This window comes from Streptomyces cahuitamycinicus (assembly GCF_002891435.1).
GTDB classification, from domain to species: Bacteria; Actinomycetota; Actinomycetes; order Streptomycetales; family Streptomycetaceae; genus Streptomyces; species Streptomyces cahuitamycinicus.
In genome coordinates, this window is the sequence record NZ_POUC01000511.1 from 1 (window position 1) to 5,114 (window position 5,114).

The 5,114-nt window shown below is 72.2% G+C and carries 4 protein-coding genes; 3 read left to right on the forward strand and 1 reads right to left on the reverse strand.

The features are described 5' to 3' along the window. Positions 1–460 precede the first annotated feature (460 nt). The gene (sucC, locus tag C1J00_RS37985; protein WP_102913453.1) at positions 461–1,639 is read left to right on the forward strand and encodes an ADP-forming succinate--CoA ligase subunit beta; all 1,179 of its coding nucleotides are present in this window, start codon (positions 461–463) and stop codon (positions 1,637–1,639) included. A 21-nt stretch (positions 1,640–1,660) separates the two neighbouring features. Then, the gene (sucD, locus tag C1J00_RS37990; protein ID WP_102913454.1) at positions 1,661–2,545 is read left to right on the forward strand and encodes a succinate--CoA ligase subunit alpha; all 885 of its coding nucleotides are present in this window, start codon (positions 1,661–1,663) and stop codon (positions 2,543–2,545) included. Between the two features lie 149 nt (positions 2,546–2,694). Here the strand turns inward: sucD and C1J00_RS37995 are convergent, their stop codons facing one another. Continuing rightward, the gene (locus C1J00_RS37995) at positions 2,695–3,993 is read right to left on the reverse strand and encodes a helix-turn-helix domain-containing protein (protein ID WP_102913455.1); all 1,299 of its coding nucleotides are present in this window, start codon (positions 3,991–3,993) and stop codon (positions 2,695–2,697) included. 96 nt (positions 3,994–4,089) lie between these two features. Here C1J00_RS37995 and C1J00_RS38000 point away from each other — a divergent pair. Then, positions 4,090–5,114: cell division protein PerM (locus C1J00_RS38000; RefSeq protein WP_245936673.1), on the forward strand; the 1,025-nt coding region annotated here is incomplete at its 3' end.

Consider the following 5,114-nt stretch of genomic DNA (forward strand, 5'->3'; position numbering starts at 1 on the left):
CTCCCGTTCCCCGTGCTTCACGAGGCGTCACGCCCGGACGGCCGAAAGCCGTCGGTGGTCCGAGGCCGCAACCTCGTGGATGGGCCGGGCGGCCCCCATTGGGGTGGGGGCCACCCGGCCAGGCGTTCCGGGAGAGCCGGGCCCTGAACAGGGCCTCGTGCTCTCCGGGGCGCCCGGCGGGCCTCACCGGGGCAACCCCATCCCGGTGAGGCCCCTCACCCGCTCCTCACACCCGGCACGCCGTGCCAGAGAGCGCGGCATCATGTGACAGGTATCACCGCTCAGGTGTGACCCTCGATTTAGAGGCCTCCCGGAAGCAGCGATAACCTGCGAGACGGACATGCCGCGCGCTCGGACACCGTGTGCGCCTCCCTTGTGACAGACAGCGGACGTCACGTTGCCCTCGCGGCACGCCCACGCAGACAACGAACCGCGAGATCACTGATAGGGACGGAAGCGCGTGGACCTGTTCGAGTACCAGGCGAGGGACCTCTTCGCCAAGCACGATGTACCGGTGCTGGCCGGTGAAGTCATCGACACGCCTGAGGCGGCCCGCGCAGCCACCGAGCGCCTCGGTGGCAAGTCCGTCGTCAAGGCCCAGGTGAAGGTCGGCGGCCGTGGCAAGGCCGGCGGCGTGAAGCTTGCCGCCACGCCCGACGAGGCGGTCGAGCACGCGACCAACATCCTCGGCATGGACATCAAGGGCCACACGGTCCACAAGGTGATGATCGCCGAGACGGCCCCGGAGATCGTGGAGGAGTACTACGTCTCCTTCCTCCTGGACCGTGCCAACCGCACCTTCCTCTCCATCGCGTCCGTCGAGGGCGGCATGGAGATCGAGGAGGTGGCGGCCACCCGCCCCGACGCCGTCGCCAAGACGCCGATCGACGCCAACGAGGGTGTCACCGAGGCGAAGGCCCGCGAGATCGTCGCGGCCGCCAAGTTCCCGGCCGAGGTCGCCGACAAGGTCGTGAACGTCCTCGTCAAGCTGTGGGACACCTTCCTCAAGGAGGACGCCCTCCTGGTCGAGGTCAACCCGCTGGCCAAGGTGGCCTCCGGTGAGGTCATCGCCCTGGACGGCAAGGTCTCCCTGGACGAGAACGCCGAGTTCCGTCAGCCGGAGCACGAGGCCCTCCAGGACAAGGAGGCGGCCAACCCGCTCGAGGCCGCCGCCAAGGAGAAGAACCTCAACTACGTCAAGCTCGACGGCGAGGTCGGCATCATCGGCAACGGCGCGGGTCTCGTCATGAGCACCCTGGACGTCGTCGCGTACGCCGGAGAGGCGCACGGCGGCGTGAAGCCGGCCAACTTCCTCGACATCGGTGGTGGTGCCTCCGCCGCCGTCATGGCGAACGGCCTGGAGATCATCCTCGGCGACCCGGACGTCAAGTCCGTCTTCGTCAACGTCTTCGGTGGCATCACCGCCTGTGACGAGGTCGCCAACGGCATCGTCCAGGCGCTGCAGCTGCTCAAGGACAAGGGCGAGGACGTCACCAAGCCCCTCGTCGTCCGTCTGGACGGCAACAACGCGGAGCTCGGGCGCAAGATCCTCTCCGACGCCAACCACCCGCTGGTGCAGCGTGTGGACACCATGGACGGAGCGGCCGACAAGGCCGCCGAGCTCGCGGCTGCGAAGTAAGGGACGAGGGACTAAACAGCCATGGCTATCTTCCTCAACAAGGACTCCAAGGTCATCGTCCAGGGCATGACCGGTGCCACGGGCATGAAGCACACCAAGCTCATGCTGGCCGACGGCACGAACGTCGTCGGTGGTGTGAACCCGCGCAAGGCGGGCACGTCGGTCGACATCGACGGCAACGAGATCCCGGTCTTCGGCACGGTCGCCGAGGCGATCGAGAAGACGGGCGCGAACGTATCCGTCCTCTTCGTGCCGCCGGCCTTCGCCAAGGCCGCCGTCGTCGAGGCCATCGACGCCGAGATCCCGCTCGCGGTCGTCATCACCGAGGGCATCGCGGTCCACGACTCGGCCGCGTTCTACGCCTACGCCGGGTCCAAGGGCAACAAGACCCGCATCATCGGCCCGAACTGCCCCGGCCTCATCACGCCGGGCCAGTCGAACGCCGGCATCATCCCGGGTGACATCACCAAGCCGGGCCGCATCGGCCTGGTGTCGAAGTCCGGCACGCTGACGTACCAGATGATGTACGAGCTGCGGGACATCGGCTTCTCCTCCGCCGTCGGCATCGGTGGCGACCCGGTCATCGGGACGACCCACATCGACGCCCTCGCCGCGTTCGAGGCCGACCCCGACACCGACCTGATCGTCATGATCGGTGAGATCGGCGGCGACGCCGAGGAGCGGGCCGCGGCCTTCATCAAGGAGAACGTGAAGAAGCCGGTCGTCGGCTACGTCGCGGGCTTCACCGCGCCCGAGGGCAAGACCATGGGCCACGCCGGCGCCATCGTCTCCGGCTCCTCCGGCACGGCTGCCGCGAAGAAGGAGGCCCTCGAGGCCGCCGGCGTCAAGGTCGGCAAGACGCCGACCGAGACGGCCAAGCTGGCGCGCGCCATCCTCGCCGGCTGACCAGCGCCTCACGGCTCACAGACGGGCCCGCTCCCTGCACGGGGGCGGGCCCATCGCCGTTTCAGGGGCCCCGGACTCCGTTTCCACCCCCGGCTTCCACCCCCGGCTTCCACCTCCTGCTTCCACGGCCCGTCTCCCGCAGGCCGGCGTCACCACGGCTGCGGCCGCAGCCGGTCCGGCCCCTTCTGCTCCTCCTTGCGCAGCTTCGCCCGCAGCTCCCGCTCCGACTCCGACAGCGGCCCGGGCGCCATCCGCGGCGGTACGCCCTGGACCGTCTCCCCCTCGGGCACCGGCGGCTCGTAGCGGGTCGGGGCCGTGCGCACGGTGAGGGCCGTCGTGCCGATCAGGGCGATCGTGAAGGCGATGGCGGCCCGGGTCCAGAAGCGGGCCCGGCGTTCCCCGCCCTTGCGTACGACCGACGGTTTGGCGGCCCGCAGCCGCTCGACGGAGGCCAGTTCGACCAGCCGCCAGTGCAGGGTCTCCGGATCCGCCAGCTCCGGCAGCCGCTCGGCGACCGCCTCGCGAGCGTGCGCCAGCCGGTTCACTGCCGCGCGGGTGCTCGCCTCCGTCTCCGCAGCCGTCTCGGGCAGGCCCAGCCCGACCCCGTCGTAGAGCACCAGCGTGCGGCGGTAGGGCGGCGGGAGCTCCAGCAGAGAATCCATCAGCATGCGGTCGAACGCGTCGGGCGGCGGCGGCTCGGGGTGCCGGTGGCGCGGGCGGAACCGGTGCCACGGGGAGAGCGCGCACTCGTACGCCATCGCGCGCACCCAGCCCGCCGGGTCGCGGTCCCGGGCCACCTCGGGCCAGCGCTGCCAGGCGATCTGGAAGGCCCGCTCCACCGACTCCCGGGCCAGTTCACGGCGGCCGGTCAGCAGATAGGTCTGCCGGACGAGGGCGGGGGCGCAGAAGGCGTACAGCGCGTCGAAGGCCTGATCGGGGGTCAGGGCGGCGATGGCGTCGTCCGGCCGGCGCGGTGGCGTCGTCCGCGGGCGCTCGGTGAGGATGACGCGGTGCCCGTGCGGGACGGGTGTGCGGCTCCGATCGGGGACGGTGACGGGGCCGTGGCCTCGGTCCTTCGCGGCGGGGCGTTTCCGGTCGGGGGCGGCGGTCTTGCGCCGGGCCCGGGCGGATCTGCGCGAGAGGACCGCCCCGGGCGCCGGTTCCGGGTCGTCGGAGTCGGCGGCGCCGTCCTGAGGCGGTGTCATTTCCGCCTCGCCGCCGAGGGAGTCGGCTCCCTCGGCTCCCTCGTCGCCGAGGGAGCCGAGCAGCTTCGCGTACTTCTCTCCCTTGCGGCCGCGCGGCGTGGAGCGGCCGGTCTCCCACCCGCGCACCGTCTCGCTGGTGACGCCCACCCGGGAGGCCAGCTGAGCCCGCGTCAGCGAGGCGGCCTCGCGCAGGCGCCGGCGCTCCTTGGGTGGAGGGAGCGGGGTGGCAGGGCTCTGTGTCACAGGGCATGCCTCCGTCCGGAAAAGAACATAAGCGTATTTTTAGCGACACAGCGAGGGTTCGCCTGTTACGCCGGAGAAGCGCGTGTCGTTGGGAGCATGTCGGTCGTGATCGAGATGACCGCTCGCCGACGTTCGCCGGAGCCCCTGATCGCCCGGATGCGCGACCGTTCGCCCGGGCTGCTCGGCGGCCTCATGGGGGGTGCGCTCGCGGCGGGCCTCGGACTGGCGTCGTTCGCCGTGCTCGTGATGCTGCTGTGGATCAGCTCGCCCTACCCCGACAGCGGGCCCGGTGGCGCCATGCACGTGGCGGCGGCGCTGTGGCTGCTGGCGCACGGCGCCGAGCTGGTCCGCACCGACACGCTCTCCGGCGTCCCCGCCCCCCTCGGCCTGCCGCCCCTGCTGCTGCTCGCGCTGCCGGGGTGGCTGCTGCACCGGGCGGCGCGGGACGCCACGGACGGCGGGGCAGGAGACGAGGACGACACCTTCGAGGAGGACACCGAGGCGGTCGCCGGCCCGCCCCTGGTCGCACCCGGCATCGCGTGGACGGGCGTCGTCCTCGGCTACCTCGCCGTCGCCGCGCCCGCCGCCCTGTACGCCGCAGGCGGTGTGCTGCGGCCGTCGTGGGTGTGGACGGGCCTGTGCGTCCCGCTGTTCGCCGTCGTCGCGGCGGGGGCGGGCGTGTGGTCGGCGTACGGCCGTCCTGGCCGGCCGCTGCGGCGACTCCTGGGCCTGCTGCCGACGGGAGTGCGCCCGCTGCTGCTCGACCCGGACGGGCGCCCTGGTCTCGCGGCCCGGGCCGCGGCGGCCGGGGCGGTGGTGCTCCTCGGGGGCGGTGCGCTGCTGGTGCTGGTGTCGATGGTGGGCCATGGAGCGGCAACGCAGGCGTCGTTGCTCCGGCTGACCGAGGGATGGTCGGGGCGGTTCGCCGTCCTCCTGCTGTGCGCGGCCCTGGTGCCGAACGCGGCGGTGTGGGGCGCCGCCTATGCCCTCGGTCCGGGCTTCGCCCTCGGCGCCGGTCATACGGTCGGCCCGCTGGCCTCGGCGCCGGCCCCGTTCCTGCCACCGTTTCCGCTGCTGGCGGCGGTGCCGGAGGCGGGGGAGGGGGCGCCGGTGCACTGGGC

Excerpts from the sequence above, each read along its gene's own strand:
- sucD (WP_102913454.1), top strand. The coding sequence starts at position 1,661 with ATGGCTATCTTCCTCAACAAGGACTCCAAGGTCATCGTCCAGGGCATG.